General features: G+C 42.0%; 18 protein-coding genes. 12 read left to right on the plus strand and 6 right to left on the minus strand.

Annotation, left to right across the window (positions count from 1 at the left end):
* From FN732_RS02660 to mobB, 9 genes are read left to right on the plus strand one after another with little or no spacing between them, the layout of a single operon-like run.
* A complete protein-coding gene (locus FN732_RS02660) occupies positions 1 to 462 on the plus strand; it encodes a DUF4149 domain-containing protein (RefSeq protein WP_142934407.1) in 462 nt (153 codons plus the stop codon).
* An 8-nt stretch (positions 463 to 470) separates the two neighbouring features.
* Positions 471 to 788 carry a lipopolysaccharide assembly protein LapA domain-containing protein gene (locus FN732_RS02665; RefSeq protein ID WP_142934409.1) on the plus strand — a complete coding sequence of 106 codons (318 nt, stop codon included), beginning with the start codon at positions 471 to 473 and terminating at the stop codon, positions 786 to 788.
* Complete coding sequence (locus tag FN732_RS02670; RefSeq protein WP_142934411.1) at positions 718 to 1,005, plus strand: RNA-binding S4 domain-containing protein; 288 nt, start codon at positions 718 to 720, stop codon at positions 1,003 to 1,005. Before FN732_RS02665 ends, FN732_RS02670 begins: the two co-directional genes overlap by 71 nt.
* Before the next feature lie 10 nt (positions 1,006 to 1,015).
* Positions 1,016 to 2,599 carry an AMP-dependent synthetase/ligase gene (locus FN732_RS02675; RefSeq protein WP_142934414.1) on the plus strand — a complete coding sequence of 528 codons (1,584 nt, stop codon included), beginning with the start codon at positions 1,016 to 1,018 and terminating at the stop codon, positions 2,597 to 2,599.
* Complete coding sequence (gene dapF / locus FN732_RS02680; protein WP_142934416.1) at positions 2,599 to 3,408, plus strand: diaminopimelate epimerase; 810 nt, start codon at positions 2,599 to 2,601, stop codon at positions 3,406 to 3,408. Before FN732_RS02675 ends, dapF begins: the two co-directional genes overlap by 1 nt.
* Complete coding sequence (locus FN732_RS02685; protein WP_142934419.1) at positions 3,395 to 4,063, plus strand: uracil-DNA glycosylase; 669 nt, start codon at positions 3,395 to 3,397, stop codon at positions 4,061 to 4,063. The genes dapF and FN732_RS02685 overlap by 14 nt, the downstream gene beginning before the upstream one ends.
* Positions 4,063 to 4,713 carry an endonuclease III domain-containing protein gene (locus FN732_RS02690; protein ID WP_246051308.1) on the plus strand — a complete coding sequence of 217 codons (651 nt, stop codon included), beginning with the start codon at positions 4,063 to 4,065 and terminating at the stop codon, positions 4,711 to 4,713. Before FN732_RS02685 ends, FN732_RS02690 begins: the two co-directional genes overlap by 1 nt.
* A 10-nt stretch (positions 4,714 to 4,723) precedes the next feature.
* On the plus strand, positions 4,724 to 5,932 hold the full coding sequence (locus FN732_RS02695; protein ID WP_142934423.1) for a molybdopterin molybdotransferase MoeA: 1,209 nt from the start codon (positions 4,724 to 4,726) through the stop codon (positions 5,930 to 5,932).
* A 10-nt stretch (positions 5,933 to 5,942) separates the two neighbouring features.
* Positions 5,943 to 6,626: a molybdopterin-guanine dinucleotide biosynthesis protein B gene (gene mobB, locus FN732_RS02700; RefSeq protein ID WP_142934426.1), complete on the plus strand. Its 684-nt coding sequence runs from the start codon at positions 5,943 to 5,945 to the stop codon at positions 6,624 to 6,626.
* Here mobB and FN732_RS02705 read toward each other — a convergent pair.
* The 6 genes from FN732_RS02705 to FN732_RS02730 are packed head-to-tail and all read right to left on the minus strand — an operon-like array spanning position 6,601 to position 12,704.
* Positions 6,601 to 7,275, minus strand: coding sequence for an ATP-binding cassette domain-containing protein (locus FN732_RS02705; protein WP_142934428.1), 675 nt, complete (start codon positions 7,273 to 7,275; stop codon positions 6,601 to 6,603). The two genes, mobB and FN732_RS02705, sit on opposite strands and share 26 nt — an antisense overlap.
* Positions 7,265 to 8,053 (minus strand): ABC transporter permease, encoded by a 789-nt coding sequence (locus tag FN732_RS02710; RefSeq protein WP_142934430.1) that lies wholly within the window; start codon positions 8,051 to 8,053, stop codon positions 7,265 to 7,267. The genes FN732_RS02705 and FN732_RS02710 overlap by 11 nt, the downstream gene beginning before the upstream one ends.
* Positions 8,050 to 9,006, minus strand: a complete 957-nt coding sequence (gene wtpA, locus FN732_RS02715; RefSeq protein WP_342778600.1) for a tungstate ABC transporter substrate-binding protein WtpA — start codon at positions 9,004 to 9,006, stop codon at positions 8,050 to 8,052. The genes FN732_RS02710 and wtpA overlap by 4 nt, the downstream gene beginning before the upstream one ends.
* Positions 9,007 to 9,034: 28 nt before the next feature.
* Positions 9,035 to 9,883, minus strand: coding sequence for a CoB--CoM heterodisulfide reductase iron-sulfur subunit B family protein (locus FN732_RS02720; RefSeq protein WP_142934435.1), 849 nt, complete (start codon positions 9,881 to 9,883; stop codon positions 9,035 to 9,037).
* Complete coding sequence (locus tag FN732_RS02725; RefSeq protein ID WP_142934437.1) at positions 9,883 to 10,998, minus strand: succinate dehydrogenase/fumarate reductase iron-sulfur subunit; 1,116 nt, start codon at positions 10,996 to 10,998, stop codon at positions 9,883 to 9,885. The genes FN732_RS02720 and FN732_RS02725 overlap by 1 nt, the downstream gene beginning before the upstream one ends.
* An 11-nt stretch (positions 10,999 to 11,009) precedes the next feature.
* The gene (locus tag FN732_RS02730) at positions 11,010 to 12,704 is read right to left on the minus strand and encodes an FAD-binding protein (RefSeq protein WP_142934439.1); all 1,695 of its coding nucleotides are present in this window, start codon (positions 12,702 to 12,704) and stop codon (positions 11,010 to 11,012) included.
* Between the two features lie 220 nt (positions 12,705 to 12,924).
* On the opposite strand from FN732_RS02730, the gene sdhA reads away from it, so the two are divergent.
* From sdhA to FN732_RS02745, 3 genes are read left to right on the plus strand one after another with little or no spacing between them, the layout of a single operon-like run.
* A complete protein-coding gene (gene sdhA / locus FN732_RS02735; protein WP_142934441.1) occupies positions 12,925 to 14,625 on the plus strand; it encodes a succinate dehydrogenase flavoprotein subunit in 1,701 nt (566 codons plus the stop codon).
* Positions 14,626 to 14,634: 9 nt separating this feature from the next.
* Positions 14,635 to 15,603, plus strand: a complete 969-nt coding sequence (locus tag FN732_RS02740; RefSeq protein ID WP_142934443.1) for a succinate dehydrogenase/fumarate reductase iron-sulfur subunit — start codon at positions 14,635 to 14,637, stop codon at positions 15,601 to 15,603.
* A 2-nt stretch (positions 15,604 to 15,605) separates the two neighbouring features.
* On the plus strand, positions 15,606 to 16,463 hold the full coding sequence (locus tag FN732_RS02745; RefSeq protein WP_142934445.1) for a CoB--CoM heterodisulfide reductase iron-sulfur subunit B family protein: 858 nt from the start codon (positions 15,606 to 15,608) through the stop codon (positions 16,461 to 16,463).
* Positions 16,464 to 16,496 lie beyond the last annotated feature (33 nt).

The raw sequence follows: 16,496 nt of genomic DNA on the forward strand, positions 1-16,496 counted from the left end.
ATGATTTTTCTACTTAAGTCCATTTATCTTTACTCAATTTCTCTGTGGGTAGGAGCTCTCTTCTTCTTTACTGCAGTTGGAGCTCCATTGGCATTTAGAGTACTTCCCAAGGAGGAGGCTGGAAAGTACACAGGAGCCGTCTTTCCGAAGTACTTCTCCTTAGGATACATTTTTGGAATTTTAGCCCTCCTCTCGTTCTACCTTTTGGTCAGGGAAAATTTAGGAGTTGTTTCTTCAGTAAACCTACTAATTTTGATATTGATGAACCTGTCCAACTTTATAAACGGCCTGTTAATCGTTCCAAAGGCGGGAATTCTAAAGGCTGAGTTTTACATGACGAAGGAAAAATCCCTTTACGACAGATTTTTAAAACTCCATGCAGTTTCAATGGCCCTAAACGGAATAAATGTTATTTTAGGCCTTATGTCTGTCGGTTTAACCTCTCTCTACTTAACATTTTAGGGGAAGCAATGACTTTAAAGCAGTACTTTTACTCAGTTGTTGTAACTTCAATTGTTTTAGCCGTTTCCCTCTTTGCCCTTCAGAACTTTCAGGATGTTGAGGTTACAATTCCATTCATCGGTGTTTTTAAAACAAAGCTCTTTGTTGTTATAGTTTTCTCCTTTTTTTCCGGATTTTTAACTGCCGGATTTCTCTCACTCATATTTAAGATTTTTTCAATTCCTTCAAACATAAAACGAAAAAGGGAAAAGAACGTTGAGGATAGACCAGTTTCTAAAGGTAGCGAGAATAGTAAAGAGGAGAAGTCTGGCAAAGGAGCTCTGTGACGACGGCGTAGTTAAGGTTAACGGAGCTCCAGCCAAGCCCTCGAGGGAAGTAAAAGTAGGAGACGTTGTAGAGGTTGATACGATAAGCAGGTTTTTAAAGTTCAGAGTCCTTGAAGTTCCGATTTCAAAGTCAGTCTCAAAGAAAAAAGCCAGAGAGTTAGTAGAAGTTATCGAAGACAGAAAGAAGGATATAAGGGACATTATTGACCTTATATAGGGGTTACAGGATGGGAAGTTTTTTGGAAAGAGTCCTTGAAAATATTGAGGAGAGTCCTGAAAAGACGGCCTTTGTTAGGAAGGAAAATGGTAAATACAGGGAACTAACATTCAGGGACTTTGGGAACCAGATATCAACGTTGGAGGAGCTCCTTAGGGGAATCTCTCCTGAGGACAGGGTTGTCATCTTCATGGAGAATAGACCCGAGTGGGTATCGTCACTCTTTTCTATTCTTTTCTTAGGGGGAATTGCCGTTCCCGTTGACTACCTCCTCACTCCCGAGGAGCTCTTTAACATTTTAAAGGACTCACAGCCCAAGTACCTCATAACAAGCTCTCAAAACTTAAAGACTGCGGAGAAGGCGGTCTCAAACTTGGGCTACCACGTGAGAGTGATAAACGTTGACGATATCGAATGGAGGGAGGGGAAAATTCAGTACAGAAGGAGACGTTTGGACGAGGTAATCCTCATCCTCTACACATCCGGAACCACAGGAAACCCTAAAGGGGTTATGCTTACACTTGGAAACTTAGACCACAATATAAGGGCTGTTGAGAACTTGGGATTTTTAAGGGAGGACGACAGGTTTGTCGCAATACTTCCCTTCCACCATACGTACCCCCTCATGGCAACTGCAGTCCTGCCGGTTTCACTGAAGCTTCCACTCGTCTTTATTGAAAAGCTCACCCCAACAGACATCCTATCAACGGTAAATGAGCAGAACGTTACGATAATGGTGGGAGTTCCCAAACTCTACCAGGTGATACACCACAACATAATGGCAGAAATTAAAAAACTACCTCCGGTAAAGAGAAGGTTGATAGAGGGAGCCCTTAAGCTCTTCAGGAAGGGAGCTCCAACTTCTGTCAAAAGGAGGTTCTTCTCAAAGGTTCACGAGAGGATAGGTAGGAACTTACGGTTTATGATAAGTGGTGGAGCAAAGCTGAGCGAGGATGTCTGGAGAGACCTTGAAGCTATGGGATTTAACATTTTGGAAGGGTACGGTTTGACCGAAACCTCACCTCTGATATCTGTCAACAGGCCCGATAGGAAGAGAATAGGAACGGCAGGACCTCCTGTCGATGAGGTTGAAGTAAAGGTTACGGAGAAGGGAGAGATAATTGTAAGGGGCCCTAACGTTATGAAGGGCTACTACAACAAACCTGAGGAGACCAGAAAAGTCATAAAGGACGGCTGGTTCTACACGGGAGACCTTGGGTTTGTCGATGAGGATGGATTTATACACATAACGGGAAGGACCAAGGAAGTAATAGTCCTTGAGAGTGGCAAGAATGTGTATCCAGAGGATATAGAGATAGAGCTCCTTAAAAGTCCCTACATCTTAGAGGTGGGGGTTTTCTACTCTGATGGAAGGCTCAGAGCTCTCGTTAGGCCCGACTTTGAGCTCTTAGTTGACGAGGGCGTTTCAGACGTTAAATCCTTCATAAAAAAGGAGATAAACAGACTTTTAAGGGGATTTCAGCCCTACAAGAAGATTAAGGAGTTCAAGATTGTTGACAGGGAGCTCCCAAGGACGAGGATAGGAAAACTGAGGAGGTTTCTCCTTCCTAAAGTTTGGGAAGAGGTAGAGTGATGGAGTTTTCAAAGATTCAGGGAACGGGAAACGACTTTATCATTATCGACAACAGGGACGGCAAGTTTGATAAATTCTGCGGAGATTTCCCAGTTGATTCAGTGGTAAGAAAAGTTTGTGAGAGGAGAAGGGGAGTAGGGGCAGACGGTCTTATTCTGATTGAAAGTTCAGAAGTTGCAGACTTTAAGTGGAGGTTCTTTAACTCAGACGGCTCCGTTGCTGAAATGTGCGGAAACGGAGCAAGGTGTGCATCGAGGTTTGCCTACGAAAGGGGAATAGCTCCTGAAAGAATGAGGTTTGAAACGCTGGCCGGAATTGTTGAATCTGAGGTAAGGGGACCTTCAGTAAAGGTTAGATTAACCCCACCTACCGATTTAAAACTGAACATAAATGCGGAGGGGTTAAACGTTCATTACATAAATACGGGAGTTCCTCACGTTGTTGTACTTGTTGAAAGGTTAGACCAGATTGACGTTGAGAAGTTGGGAAGGAAACTGAGGTTCTCAGAGGTCTTCTCTCCAAAGGGTGCAAATGTCAACTTTGTTGAGGTAATGTTGGATAGGATTAGAGTAAGAACTTACGAAAGGGGAGTTGAGGGGGAGACGTTGGCCTGTGGGACAGGTTCTGTTGCATCTGCAATTGTCTCATCGCTCATCTTTAAACTTAAACCTCCCGTTGAGGTTGAAGTAGGAATGGGAGAGAGGTTAAGGGTTTACTTTGATGGTGAACTAAGGGAGGTTTTTTTGGAAGGTCCTACAGTATGGGTCTACGATGGTAAACTAAGGGAGGAGCTCCTTGGAGGAGCTTAAAAAGTTTGTTGAATTTCTCAACCTCATAGGTTACAACGAAGTTAGATTAAGAGAGAAAACTGGAGATGGGGCAATGAATCCGATTGAGGAACTTGAAAAGCTGAAGGAAGAGGCACTTAAGTGCTGTAGGTGCAGACTCTGTAAACACAGGACTCACGTAGTGTTTGGGGAGGGAGACCCTCAAACCGACCTCATGTTTGTAGGTGAGGCTCCGGGAGAACAGGAAGACCTTCAGGGAAGACCCTTTGTCGGAAGGGCTGGACAGCTGCTTACGAGGTTTTTAAACCTTTACGGCGTTTCAAGGGAGAAAATCTACATAACAAACGTTGTTAAGTGCAGACCACCTAACAACAGAAACCCTGCTCCTGACGAGATAGAGGCCTGCTACCCTTTCCTTGAGAAACAGATAGAGTTAATCTCTCCAAAGGTTATCTTCTGCTTGGGGGCTTTTGCTGCAAGAACTGTTCTGAACCTCCCTGAAAAAACTCCGATTTCAAAAATAAGGGGAAAGGAACAGAGAATAAGAGTAGGTGATAGAGAAGTTACTGTTATACCTACGTTCCATCCGGCATACCTACTTAGGAACAGAAGGGGGGAGCCTGAATTTCAGAAGGATTTGGAAAGAGCTCTTTCAATTGCAGGTTTCCTAAAGTGATGGAAAGGGAAGCTTTAATCGAAAGGGTAAGGAAGGTTAAGGAAATTTTGGATAGGTACTTTCCCGAGGCCTACAAACCAAGGAGAACACCATTAGAACAGGCTGTCTTTACCGTTTTAAGCCAGAACACAACTGACAGACAGGCAGAAAGGTGTTTAGAGAATCTGAAAAATTTGACAGGGAACAGACTCCTGTTAATCAAGGACCTCCCTGAAGAAAAAGTCATTGAGGCAATTAAACCCTGTGGGATGTACAACCAAAAGTACAGAGCTCTCAAATCTCTACTTTTTGACTGGAAGGAGTTAGAGGAAAAGTTAAGGGTTCTTCCAGAGAGGGAGGCAATAGAGCTCCTCAAGTCCTACCCATTTATCGGCTCAAAAACGGCAAGGGTTATACTTACGTTTGGATTTGGAAAGAATACATTTCCAATAGATACCCACTGCAGGAGAGTGCTGAGCAGGTTGGGAATTTTTCCCAAGGACTGGAGTTTGGATGAGATTTCGGAGTTTATGGAGGAAAACTTTTCGGCAGAATTCAACAGGAAGCTCCACTACGACCTGATAAGAGTTGGAAGGAAGTTCTGTAAACCTAAAAAACCAAGGTGTGAAGAGTGCCCCCTTAGGGAAGTTTGCAAATTTCACAAAGTTTAAAAGGGAGAAAATGGAGTTTTACATAGGCTTTGACAGAGCTCTTGAAATTATCTCCTCACAGGAATTTTTACTTCCTTCAGAATTTGCTTCCCTCTTTGACTCGTACGGCAGGGTTTTGAGGGAGAATTTAATTGCAGATAGGGACGACCCGCCTGCCCCGGTTTCTGCAATGGACGGCTATGGAGTGAAGAAGGAAGATATTAAATCAATCCCTGCGAAATTGAAAGTTGTTGGAGAGGTTCCAGCAGGAAAAATTCCTAACATTAAAGTTAGCAAGGGAGAGGCTGTAAAGCTCTTTACCGGCTCCTTAGTTCCAGAGGGGGTTGATACTGTAGTTCCCGTTGAGGAAACTGAAGGCTCGGGAGAGTTCGTCGTTATAAAAAAATCGTATCCACAGGGGCAGAATGTTAGGTTAAGGGGTGAAAACTACAAGGTTGGCGATATTCTTGTAGAAGAGGGAGCTGTTCTGAGAGCCCCAGAGGTTGGAATAGCTGCATCTATTGGAAAACCTTATCTAAGGGTGTCGTCCAAACCGAGAGTAGGAATTATCACAACGGGAAACGAAATTTTAGAACCCTGGGATGATTTGGATTCTATCTCTCAGATACACAATACAAATGCCTATACTCTTTACTCCCTTGTAAAGGAATCGGGAGGAGAGCCTATCTATTTAGGGATATTGAAGGACTCAAAGGATGAAACGGCTGAAAGAATTCACAAGGGAATAGAGACCTGTGATGTCCTCATTACAACCGGTGGCGTTTCAATGGGAGACTACGACTTTGTCAAACAGGTTGTTAAGGAATTGGGTATAGAGGTTCTATTTTACAAAGTAAGAGTAAAACCGGGAAAACCTGTCCTCTTTGGAAAGAGGGGAAGTAAGTTTTTCTTTGGACTACCGGGATTTCCCGTTTCTACAGTTGTTAGCTTCAACCTCTTTGTTCTTCCACTGTTAAGAAAAATTCAGGGAGCAAGGGAACTGTTTAGAAAGAGGGTTAAAGCAAAACTTTTAATGGATTTCAAGAGAAGAAAAGCAGAAAGAAGGGAGTTTGTCAGGGCAGAACTTATCAATAAAGACGGTAAATTTCTTGTAAAACCCCTAAGGAAGCAGGGGTCAGGAGTTCTAACTTCCCTTGTTGGGGGTAAAGTTCTCATGATGGTTCCTGAAGGAATAAGGGAGATAAAATTCGGTAGTGAAGTTGAGGTTGTTCTTATTTAAGGGAGGATGAATGGTTCCTGTAGTTTCCTTTATTGGCTATCACAACTCAGGTAAAACAACGTTTGCAACAGAGGTTGTAAAGATTTTAAAGGAAAGAGGATATAAGGTAGGAGTTCTAAAGTCCACGAAACACAGACAGTTAATAACCGATACTCCTGGAAAGGACTCATTTAAGTACAGGGAAGCAGGGGCTGACGCTGTAGGAATAGTTTCTCCAGATGAATTGGTTTTATTTCAGGATATAGATAGGGATAGTTTAGATCTTAATTTCCTATCCTTTCTGCTCTTTGGCGAATACGATATAGTTGTGTGTGAGGGATTCAAAAATGCCGACGTTCCGAAAATAGAGGTTTTAAAGAAGGAAAACTCCGAAAAACCCCTGTTTAAGAAGGTGGAAAACGTAATAGCCGTTATTTCCGATTTTCCCGTTGAAGAAGGAATTAGGAGATTTAATAGAAATGACTACGATAAGGTAGCAAAATTTCTAATAGAAAACTTTATAGAAAAAGGAACAGAAGGATTTGAGAATGAGGTGGAGCTCTTCATAAATGGAAAGAAAATCCCAATAAAATACTACGATGGAGAAACGCTGAGAGAGATTCTTAACAGTTTTATAAAGCCTTTAAAGGGAATAGAGTATCCTGTTAAGAGAATGGACGTTAGGATTGTTAGAGGGAAGGGAAGGAGAAGTTGAACTCTGATAGCAAATTTTGAAAGGAACCAACAAATTTGACCTTTCCTCTTTCTAAAAAGATGACTCTATCGGAAAGTTCCTTTATTTCAAATGGGTCATGGGTTATGTGTATTACCGTTGTTTTTTCCTTAAGGTCTTTGAGAAAGGGTATTAGTGACGTCTTTGTAAAAAAATCGAGTTGATTCAGTGGTTCGTCAAGAATTAGAAGATGGGGTTTTGAGAGAAGAGCTCTAACTATGGCTACCCTTTGAGCTTCTCCCCCGGAAATTTTGGAGGGTATCTCCTGAAGAATTTCTGAGATTCCAAAGTGTTGAGAAATTTCTTCTATTTCTCTTAGTTTAGGTTTTAGACCTCTCACTTTAAACGGGAAACACAGATTTTCTAAAACGTTCATATGAGGAAAAAGAGAAGGGGTCTGGGAAATATAGGCTATCCTTCGCTCTTCAATGGGAAGGTTTGTAATGTCTTTTCCATTAAGGTAAATCCTTCCTTTGTCAGGTTTTTCTATTCCAGTAATTATTTTTACAGTCATGCTCTTACCTGCACCACTCCTTCCGAAGATGAAAAAGTACTCCTTTTCCTCTACCTCAAATGAAACCGATAGTTCAAACTTAGAGAGCTTCTTTTTGAAGTTGACCTCAAGAAACACGGGAATATCTCCTGTAAGGTAGGGATAGAACGATGGAAAAAATTACCAAACTCAGAAAAGTTACAAGAGCAGCTATCGGCGTTGAGGAACTTAAGCCGTAATTTTCAAAACGCTCGTACATCAAGATAGGAATCGTCTTTGGATAGTAGGCTACTATTAGGAGAGCTCCCATTTCACTCACAGCCCTGGCAAAGGCAAGAACGGCTCCCCTTAAAATAAAGGGAATACTCAGAGGAAAAATTATCAACCTGAAAACTTTAAACGGAGAGGCACCTAAAGTCCTGGCTGTCCAGATTAACTCCCTATTGACAGATTCAAACCCGGCAAGTGATGATGCTACAATGTACGAGATACTGACAAAACACATAACAACAACTATTCCGTAGATAGTATCTACAAACGTTATTCCCAACTTGGAAAGGAGCTCTCCTAAAAGGGACTTTGAATTTAGAAGTTCCAGAAATATTATTCCAACGGCAGCGTGTGGAATTACTATAGGTAAGTCAAAGAGTCCTTCTAAAAATTTCCTTCCTTTAAAGTAGCTTTGAGAGAGAACGTATGCTACAGGAACTCCCAACGTAACTCCTAAAATCGTTGAAAGGGTTGCTCCCTCAAACGTAGTAAAGAGGGCATTCCAAACTTCCCTGTCCTTTAGAGTTTTAAGGAAACTTTCCGTGTTAAGGGAAAAAAGTAGATGAAGAATAGGGAGGATTACAAATAAGAACGATAAGGTAGAAAAGGTTAAGATTAAGAACTTAAAGTAACTTCTTTTTCTCATTTCTTAATTAAAATAGGAGGATACATAGGTTCCTGATAGTTCCTCCTTAAAATTTCTGCTCCTTTTCCTGAAATTATAAAATCTTCCCAGAGTTTAGCCTCTTTTGGATGGGGAGCTCCCAACACGGTAGTAATTCCGTAAACTATTGGTTTTCCCTTAATCAACTTCCCATTCGCCAACTTAACATAAACTTTTGAATAAAAGTCCTTAAACTTGATACTGGATAAGTTTATTTCAGGAGGTAACTCTACAAATTTTAGCTTGTGTTGAAGAGCTACACTTTTGTACTCGAATGCGTAATCTATAGTGCCACTCTCGAGTAATCCTAAGAGAGCAACAGCTTTTGGTCTTATAAAAATGTGATGGTTCGTCTTTAAGCTATTTGGAACGGTAATTAAGATTCCATCCTGTTCCCTTGCTAAAGAGAGATTGGAATTTGACAGGAGACTCTCAAATATTGGCTTTTTGTAGTAAAAATCAGCCAAACTTAAGGCCATAAGAGTTCTGTATCCACAAGGGTCAAGGTTCGGATTTGAGAAACCCCATTTAACATTACTTTTCTTCAGAATCTCGTACCAGTTGTTCTCATTAATTTCATTAGAGTATTTAGAACTATTAGTGTAACAGAGAACGAGTTCGTTTCTTGCGAATGCATAAACGTGGTTTGAGAACTTTGGAAACATCAACTTGGGAATCAATGAATAATCGGCACTTGCAACAACATCACAAGGCTTCTTTAAATCTATTACCTTTCTTATTGCCTGTACACTACCACTCGGTTCAAGTCTTACATCAATTTCAGGATGTAAACGTTCAAACTCCTTCTTAGCAGCCTCAAACGGCACAGTTAAACTGCCTGCATGAAATACTATTAAATTGACTTTATCTGCTGAAAAAGAAGGAAAAGGGAAAATAGCAAAAAATAACAAAATAAAATGAAAATATTTCATCATACAATCTCCTATAAAGCTAAATAAAAATCTATTCTTTCTCCACCTTAATTAAGTGGTGGGAGAGTCCTGCCTTGTCCTTATCAATTCCGAAAGCGTAGGCCATTATCTCCGGTAAAAAGGAGGATGGAACGTTTGGGGGATTTTCCATGTTTGTTTGGTAAATATCAAATGATTTGAAACATAAAGGACAGGGTGTAGCAACGATGTCCGCACCTACTTTTTTAACTCCTCCCAAAATTCTACCAAGCTTTTTTAAAGTCATTGATTTGTCCGTAAAGAAGGCGTGATATCCACAGCAGGCATCTTTTCCCTCAAAGTCATCAACAACCTCAGCTCCTAATGCCTTAAGTATCTCCTGAAGGGAAGATGGGTTGTCACTATTATCTATTGCTATTTCTTTTGGATAGAGAACGTGGCAACCGTAGTAAGCCGCAACTTTCCAGCCTTTTAAAGGTCTCCTTACAGCCTTTTTAATTCTTTCGTATCCTACAACATCCCTGAAAAAGTCCAAAAGGTGATAAATTTTATTTGTTCCTCTGTATTCGAGTCCTTCTTCCCTTAACAGTTCGTTTATCTCATCCCTGAGTTTTTTATTGGTGTCGAGAGCTCTCTTTGCTTTTGCAATAACCATGTAACACGTATTACAAGAAATCAGCATATCTAAACCTTGAGCTTCGGCAAGAGCAATGTTCCTTGCATTTATTGCATAAGATAGTTTTCTGTTCTCCTCATCAATTGTATTCCCACCACAACAGGTAGTTTCCTCTAAAAGGCCAAGGTCAACGTCCAACCTTCTAAAAGTCTCCTTCATCGTTTCAAACATATGGGCATCCTGTCCCTGAAAACAGCATCCTTGATAAAACCCTATCCTAATCACTATTCACCTCCAAAAAGTCCTTTTAACTTTGAAATGAGGCCCTTTGAGCTCTCCCCCTTCTCGTGAACCCTATCAACTATCGTACATATATCGGCCTTGAAGATATCACTGACCATCTTGTCAATCTTCCTAACATGGGAGAAGTCCAAGTCAAGAGCTCTGTCCTCTTTAGAGAGAATTTCAAGGTATATGTCCCTAAACTTCATAAGTCCCTTTGTAGGCTTAGGAACTTCCCACACTTCAACTCCCATCTCCGTATAGGTCTTGGTGAGTTTTTCCCTTGCCTCCCTATTTCCGTAAACCTCTTCAGGCAGGTAGAGCCTGTTAATCTGTCCCGTGGCGTATATCCAATCAACAAAGTGTTTGAGCTTTTTGGCTCCAGGCTTATCAGTAAACCCTTTCTTAACGGCCTGTCCTCTCAAGTTCTGAATGTCCTCAGCAGGCTTTACTCCCTTTGGACAAACGTACAGACACTTCTGACACTGAACACAGCTCCAAAGTCCTCCAGAGATTGAGTACCTTATTCTCTTTTCTTTTGCGGTTTCTATGTCCCTTCTATCAACCTGAAATCTATAGGCCCTTGAGAACGCAAAGGGCCCCCTGTACCTATCGTTGTCGGCAACAGCTTCACATTCGGAGTAGCATGAAAAGCAGAGCATACAGTGAATCTGGTCTTTGTAGGCCTCCAGCTCCTCAGGATAGATAATGCTCTCGTGCATCGGGTCGCTCGGAACAACTCTCGGGTCTGGGACAAGCCACGGAATTAGGGTTTTCATCTTTTCAATTGGTTTATCAATATCAACAACCAAGTCCTTTATAACTCTCATGTGGTTGAGAGGTTCTACTCTCAGAGGCTTTCCTTTCCAGGTCTCAACCAGCTCCTTCATAGGAGTCTTACATGCAAGTTTTGTTTTTCCGTTAACCTTCATGGAACAGGAACCACAGACCTCACTCCTGCAGAAAGCCCTGAAGGCCAAAGTCGGGTCAATGTTGTCCTTTATGTAGAGAAGGGCATTTAGTAATGTACCCTCAACGGGAACTTCATAATCCTTATAGTAAGGAGCTTGGTCCTTTTCAGGGTCGTATCTAAAAACTCTGAGTATTGCGGTTTCCATAACTATCCTCCTTAGTACTTCCTTTCCTCAGGTGGAAACTTCTTGATAACTACAGGTTTCCAAGAAAGTTCGTAAGAGCCATCCTCTTTAAGTTTAATTACAGAGTGCTTTAAGAAGTTTTTATCGTCCCTATTAGGAAAGTCCTTTCTTGCATGAGCTCCCCTGCTTTCCTTCCTCTCTATAGCAGGGACGGCAATAGCAGGAGCCAAATCAACTAAGTTGAGAAACTCAAGGGCTGTGATTAAATCGGTGTTAAACTTTTTACTTGAATCGTAAACTTTTATGTGTTTAGCCCTTTCCTTTATCTCGTAAAGTTTTTCCAATCCTTCCTTCATTGAGGACTCTTCCCTAAATACTCCAAAGTGTTTCATCATAACGTTCCCAAGCTCTTTCCTCAGGTCGGCAATTTTTTCCTTTCCATCAGATTCCATAAGCTCAAGAATCCTTCTCTCATCATCTTTGACCTTTGCCAGTGAAGGAGTTGTCTCAGGAGCTTCATCGGCATACTTAACCGCTTCAAGGGCCGTTAATCTCCCGTAAACCAAAACATCAAGGAGTGAGTTTCCTCCAAGTCTGTTTGCTCCGTGAACAGAAACACAAGCACACTCACCTGCTGCATAGAGTCCCTTAATAGGGGTTCTTCCTAACTTATCCGTATCAATTCCGCCCATTGAGTAGTGAGCCGTTGGAGCAATTGGAATTGGTTCCTTAACAGGGTCAACTCCCTCGTAAAGAATTGCATGCTCTCTCGTTTGAGGAAGCCTCTCGTTTATTTTCTCCTCACCTAAGTGGGTTAAATCCAAACAGATGTAGTCACCATTTGGCCCGCAACCCCTACCTTCATCAATTTCTGTCTGTATAGCTCTTGCAACAATATCCCTTGGAGCAAGCTCCATCTTCTCGGGAGCATACCTTTTCATGAATCTTTCACCTTCCTTATTTCTCAGGTAACCACCTTCTCCCCTTGCTCCCTCTGTAACTAAAATTCCCGTTTTTGCAAGTCCTGTAGGGTGAAACTGAATGAATTCCATATCCTTTAAAGGTAATCCAGCTCTAAGTACAGCTGCAGTTCCGTCTCCCGTATTTCCTAAGGCATTTGAAGTCCTGTTCCAGTAAACCCTTGCATGTCCTCCGGTAGCTAAAATTACAGCCTTAGTCTTTATTAGGTGAACTCCCCCATTTCTAATATCCCAGGCTGTTATTCCCTCAACCCTTTCTCCGTTGTGAATAATTGAGAGGAGAAACCACTCGTTTAAGAAAGTCACATTGTTCTTTAAACACTGCTCGTACAACGTTTGAAGTATGTAAAACCCTGTCTTATCAGCTGCATAGCATGTTCTCGGAAAGGATGCACCTCCGAAAGGCCTTTGAGCTATTCTTCCATCAGGTCTTCTTGAAAAGGGAACCCCTCTGTGGGCTATATCGTATATAACAGCTGCCCCCATTTTACACATTATGTCAACGGCATCCTGGTCAGCTAAGAAGTCGCTCCCCTTTACGGTATCGTAAGCATGGGCCTCAGGGCTATCTCCAACGGAGTGGGTTAAAACTGCGTTAATTCCCCCCTCGGCAGCTCCAGTGTGGGAACGCGTAGGATAAACCTTTGTTATAACTGCAACCTTTAAAATTGTGTTTTCGGCCGTCCAGAGTGCAGAGTAGAGTCCTGCTCCTCCGCCACCAACTATAACTATGTCGTACTCTATCATTAAAAAAACCTCCATATAATTAGATTGTTTTTATTTTATGAATTTTCTCAATCAATACTAATTTTACAAAATTTTTACAATTTATTTAAGCTGACTTTCAGGAGAAAGTTTCCAATTCAAATTCCAATTCTGAAATTAATAAATTGATAGAAATAACTATAAATAAGAGATAAAATCTCACAATAAATGATAATGATAAAGAAAAACTCAGGGAGGTTGTATGCTTCAGTACGACATTTTAATAGTAGGTGCCGGAGGTGGTGGCCTCTATGCGGCTCTGGAAACGAGCAAAAGAAAGGGGCTTAGAGTCGCAGTAATAAGTAAGGTTTTTCCTACACGCTCCCATACGGGGGCAGCTCAAGGAGGAATAAACGCGGCCTTGGGGAACGTAGCTCCAGACAGTCCTGAAAAGCACACTTACGACACTGTAAAGGGAAGCGATTTCTTGGCCGACCAGGACGCTGTTGAGCTTATGTGTGATATGGCCCCAAAGATAATAAGGGAAATGGAACACATGGGTCTTCCCTTCTCGAGGTTAAAGGACGGAAGGATAGCTCAGAGGCCTTTTGGAGGAGCTTCATTTCCAAGGACCTGTTACGCAGCTGATAAAACAGGACATGTCATGCTCCAAACCCTTTACGAGCAGTGTTTAAAAAACGAGGTGACTTTCTTAAACGAGTGGTTTGCTCTCAATCTAATTCACAATGGAGAGAGAATATCAGGAATAGTAGCCATAAACCTTAAAACTGGAGAAGTTGAAGGAATCAGAGCAAAGGCTGTTATTCTTGCAACGGGGGGACATGGGAGAATTTACTGGAACAGAACCTCAAATGCCTTAGGAAATACGGGAGATGGTCCTGCAATGGCCTTAAGGGCAGGAGTCCCCCTTAAGGATATGGAGTTTGTTCAGTTTCACCCTACAGGACTTAGGAGAACCGGGATTTTAGTCACAGAAGGAGCAAGGGGAGAGGGTGGTTACTTAATAAACAAAAATGGTGAAAGATTTATGAAAAGGTACGCTCCAGAAAAGATGGAGCTCGCTCCAAGAGATTTGGTTTCAAGGGCTATAGAGACAGAGATAATGGAGGGAAGGGGATTTAAAGACTCTGAGGGTAACGAATTTGTTTACCTCGATTTGAGGCACTTAGGAAGGGACAAAATATTGGAGAGACTCCCTCAAATTAGAGAACTTGCAATTGATTTTGAGGGAGTTGACCCTATAGAGGAACCTATTCCTGTAAGACCAACAGCTCACTACTCAATGGGCGGAATTGATGCAGATAAGTTTGGAAGAACTCCTCTAAAGGGACTCTATGCAGTGGGAGAGTGCGCTTGTATTTCCGTTCACGGAGCAAACAGGCTTGGAGGAAACTCACTCCTTGATATCGTTGTCTTTGGAAAGATTGCCGGAGAGGATGCTGTTAATTTTGTTTCGGAAGTTAGTTTCTCAGATTTCAGCGAATCTGCGGTTAAGGATGAAGAGAGGAAAATTGAGAGGCTGTTTGAAAATGAGGGGACGGAAAAACTCCATCAGCTCAGGAGTGAACTTTCAGATGCAATGAGTAGAGGTGTTGGCATATTCAGGGAAGAGAAAAGGATGAAGGAAGCCCTTGAGAAGGTAAGGGAGATTAAGGAAAGGGCTAAAAAGCTTAAAGTTTACGATAGAGAAAGGTGCTTTAACACAAATCTCCAGCAGACGTTAGAATTTCTAAATATGGTTGAGGTTGCAGAGACAATTGCCTTTTCGGCCATAGAGAGGAGGGAGAGTAGAGGAGCTCACTATAGAACGGACTATCCGAAGAGGGACGATGAAAATTTCTTAAAACACTCTCTAACTATTAGAAAGGAAGATGGAGAGCTCTCAATCTCCTGGAAGCCCGTAAAGATAACAAAGTTCCAGCCTGAAGAGAGAAAGTACTAAGGGGGAGTTATGGAAAGTAGGAAGGTAACTTTTAGAATAAGGAGGTTTAATCCCAAAAAGGACGAAAAGCCCTACTATCAGGACTTTGAGTTGGAAGTTTCAAGGGGAATGACAATTCTCGAAGCCCTTCAGCAAATTAAGGATACTCAGGAACCAACCCTTTCCTTTAGGGCATACTGCAGGAGTGCAATTTGTGGTTCGTGTGCAGTAAAGGTCAACGGCTTTCCTAAGCTCGCCTGTAAGACACAGGTTTTTAACGAACTTGATAAGTTTCGAACTAATACATTAACAATAGAACCCTTAGACAACATGGAAGTTGTAAGGGATTTAATCGTAGATTGGGACAAGCCTATAGATAAATTGAAAAAAATGAGAACTTACCTTATTCCAAATCCGGAGGTTGTTCCAAGTACTCTGGATGAAGAGAGCCGGGTTTACCCTGAGGAGCTTAAAAAGTTTGATACCTTTACAGACTGTATCCTCTGTACTTCCTGTTTCTCCTCGTGTACAGCCTCTCAGTTGGACGAGAACTACGGAGGTCCCTTCCAACTTTCAAGGGTTTACAGGTTTGCAGTTGACCCGAGGGATGCTTTAGGGAAAGAAAGGTCAAAGGTAGGTTATGCCTTTGATATGTGGAACTGTGTAAGGTGCAACAAGTGTGCCGATGTTTGTCCAAAGCACATATCACCTGTTGATGGAATTATGAAGTTAAGGGGACTCTCTATTGAGGCCGGCCTTAGAAACAATCCCGGTGCAAGACACGTCATGGCATTCTACAAGTCTCTCCTTGATTCTGGAATGTTAAACGAGGTTCTACTTCCTCTGAGAACGAAGGGAATTAAGGGAATTTTGGAAAACCTTCCCGTTGGGATAAAGATGATTTTGAAGGGGAAAGCCCACTCTCCTATTCAAAAGCCGATTTCTGAACACGAGAAATTGGTAAAACTAGTTAAATTAGCCATGGAGTTGGAGGTTTAGGTATGAAGGAGTATGCATTCTATCCAGGATGTGCGGCAAAGGGGGCCTCTAAGGAGCTCTACGAGTCAACTATAGCAGTTTCAAATAAACTCGGTCTAAAACTTAGAGAGCTCCCTCAGTTCAGCTGCTGTGGAGCTGGGGTTCTTGAGGAGGTAAAGGAAGCTGTTGACTTAGTTGTAAATGCCAGAAACATTGCCTATGCAGAGAGGGAAAATTTAGACATCGTAACAGTTTGTAGCACATGCCTTTTGGTCTTGAGGAAGACAAAGTACCTACTTGATAACGATAAAAAACTGAGGGAGGAGGTAAACGAGCTCCTTTCTGAAGTAGGACTTGAATATAAAGGAACGGGCCAGATTAAGCACTTTCACTGGGTTTTACTTGAGGAGTTTGGAGAGGAGGAATTGAGAAAAAGGGTTGAAAAGCCACTTTCAGGAATAAAGGTCTATCCGTACTACGGATGTCATACCGTTAGGCCTTACGATATTTTAGGGTTTGAACCTTCTGAAAATCCGCAGTCGCTAGAGAGGATTATAAGAGCTCTCGGGGCAGAGCCTGTATCCGGAAGGAGAAACTTGGAGTGCTGTGGATTCCATGCCTTTTGGCCGGCTCCAAAAATCAGCATGAGGCTAACGGGACTCAACCTTAAGGATGCTAACGATTTTGGAGCCGACTGTATAGTAACTCCCTGCCCTTTGTGCCACATGAATTTAGATGCAAACCAGAAGAGAGCTCTAAGCGAAGTTGGAGAAAACTTCCAGATTCCCGTTCTCCACTTACCTCAGTTGGTTGGAATTGCCCTCGGAATTGAGCCTAAGAAACTGGGACTCCACAGAAATATTGTTCCTGTTAACTGCTAATGGAGGGATTTTTCCCTCCACTCCCCTTTCCAA

It is taken from the genome of Balnearium lithotrophicum (genome assembly GCF_900182585.1).
Lineage (GTDB): Bacteria > Aquificota > Aquificia > Desulfurobacteriales > Desulfurobacteriaceae > Balnearium > Balnearium lithotrophicum.

Excerpts from the sequence above, each read along its gene's own strand:
- wtpA (WP_342778600.1), bottom strand. The coding sequence starts at position 9,006 with ATGATGAAATATTTTCATTTTATTTTGTTATTTTTTGCTATTTTCCCT.
- FN732_RS02710 (WP_142934430.1), bottom strand. The coding sequence starts at position 8,053 with ATGAGAAAAAGAAGTTACTTTAAGTTCTTAATCTTAACCTTTTCTACC.
- dapF (WP_142934416.1), top strand. The coding sequence starts at position 2,599 with ATGGAGTTTTCAAAGATTCAGGGAACGGGAAACGACTTTATCATTATC.
- FN732_RS02665 (WP_142934409.1), top strand. The coding sequence starts at position 471 with ATGACTTTAAAGCAGTACTTTTACTCAGTTGTTGTAACTTCAATTGTT.
- sdhA (WP_142934441.1), top strand. The coding sequence starts at position 12,925 with ATGCTTCAGTACGACATTTTAATAGTAGGTGCCGGAGGTGGTGGCCTC.
- FN732_RS02660 (WP_142934407.1), top strand. The coding sequence starts at position 1 with ATGATTTTTCTACTTAAGTCCATTTATCTTTACTCAATTTCTCTGTGG.
- FN732_RS02730 (WP_142934439.1), bottom strand. The coding sequence starts at position 12,704 with ATGATAGAGTACGACATAGTTATAGTTGGTGGCGGAGGAGCAGGACTC.
- FN732_RS02725 (WP_142934437.1), bottom strand. The coding sequence starts at position 10,998 with ATGGAAACCGCAATACTCAGAGTTTTTAGATACGACCCTGAAAAGGAC.
- mobB (WP_142934426.1), top strand. The coding sequence starts at position 5,943 with ATGGTTCCTGTAGTTTCCTTTATTGGCTATCACAACTCAGGTAAAACA.
- FN732_RS02740 (WP_142934443.1), top strand. The coding sequence starts at position 14,635 with ATGGAAAGTAGGAAGGTAACTTTTAGAATAAGGAGGTTTAATCCCAAA.
- FN732_RS02695 (WP_142934423.1), top strand. The coding sequence starts at position 4,724 with ATGGAGTTTTACATAGGCTTTGACAGAGCTCTTGAAATTATCTCCTCA.
- FN732_RS02745 (WP_142934445.1), top strand. The coding sequence starts at position 15,606 with ATGAAGGAGTATGCATTCTATCCAGGATGTGCGGCAAAGGGGGCCTCT.
- FN732_RS02690 (WP_246051308.1), top strand. The coding sequence starts at position 4,063 with ATGGAAAGGGAAGCTTTAATCGAAAGGGTAAGGAAGGTTAAGGAAATT.
- FN732_RS02675 (WP_142934414.1), top strand. The coding sequence starts at position 1,016 with ATGGGAAGTTTTTTGGAAAGAGTCCTTGAAAATATTGAGGAGAGTCCT.